We start from the raw sequence: 838 nt of genomic DNA, 5'->3' as shown, positions 1-838 counted from the left end.
AAACCGGGGCGGCGGCAACGACAACCGGGGCGGCGATCACGGCCGCGGCAACGACCGCATGGAGCGGCAGGTCGAGGGCCGTATCCCCGACGTCGCCCGCGATATGGCGCGCGGTCAGGACCGGATGGAACGCGACGTCCGCCGCGAGGTCGAACAACGGGTCACGGTCGACAACGGCGTGGTCGTCCTGCGTCGCGAGGCCAATCGCGGGCTGATGAACGGGTGCCCGCCGGGGCTGGCCAAGCGTGACAACGGCTGTCTGCCGCCGGGACAGGCGCGTCAGATCGAACGGGCCCAGGATCCGTACAACCGCTACAACTATCTGTGGCGCACGCTGGGCGGCGACGGCGACTATCAGTATCGCGACGGCTACGTCTACCGGACCACGCCCCAGGGCGGGCTGCTGGGCTATCTGCCCGTGCTGGGCGGCATCCTTTCGCCGGGCAATACCTGGCCCAGCCAGTACGCCTATCAGCAGCCGCCGCAGTCGCTGTCGCAGTACTACGGCCTGAACGACGGGGCGCAGTATCGGTATGCCGACGGCGTGCTGTATCGAGTCGATCCGCAGACCTCGTCGATCGGCCAGGTCGCGGCCCTGTTGACGGGTCAGCAGTTCAACGTCGGCCAGCGGCTGCCGGCCGGCTACGACGTCTACAACGTGCCCTATGCCTATCGGAACCAGTACGCCGACAGCGCCCAGAGCCAGTACCGGTACAACGACGGCTCCGTGTACCAGGTCGACCCCACCACACAGCTGGTGCAGGCCGTCATTCAGCTTTTGACCTGAGGGACCGATGAGCAATCAAAGACTCTGGGCGCTCGCGCCCCTGATGGTCCT

At 67.2% G+C, this 838-nt stretch carries 1 protein-coding gene; it reads left to right on the top strand.

Features of this window, described 5'->3' with window-relative positions; all coding sequences use genetic code 11:
• Positions 1-787 (top strand): hypothetical protein (locus ACP7A5_RS17965; RefSeq protein WP_426043166.1); only part of this gene is annotated, 787 nt, incomplete at its 5' end.
• Between the last annotated feature and the right edge of the window lie 51 nt (positions 788-838).

It is taken from the genome of Brevundimonas sp. TWP2-3-4b1 (assembly GCF_049897665.1).
Lineage (GTDB): Bacteria > Pseudomonadota > Alphaproteobacteria > Caulobacterales > Caulobacteraceae > Brevundimonas > Brevundimonas subvibrioides_B.
Note: the sequence above shows the minus strand (reverse complement) of the source record. Positions and strands in the feature narration are given on the sequence as shown.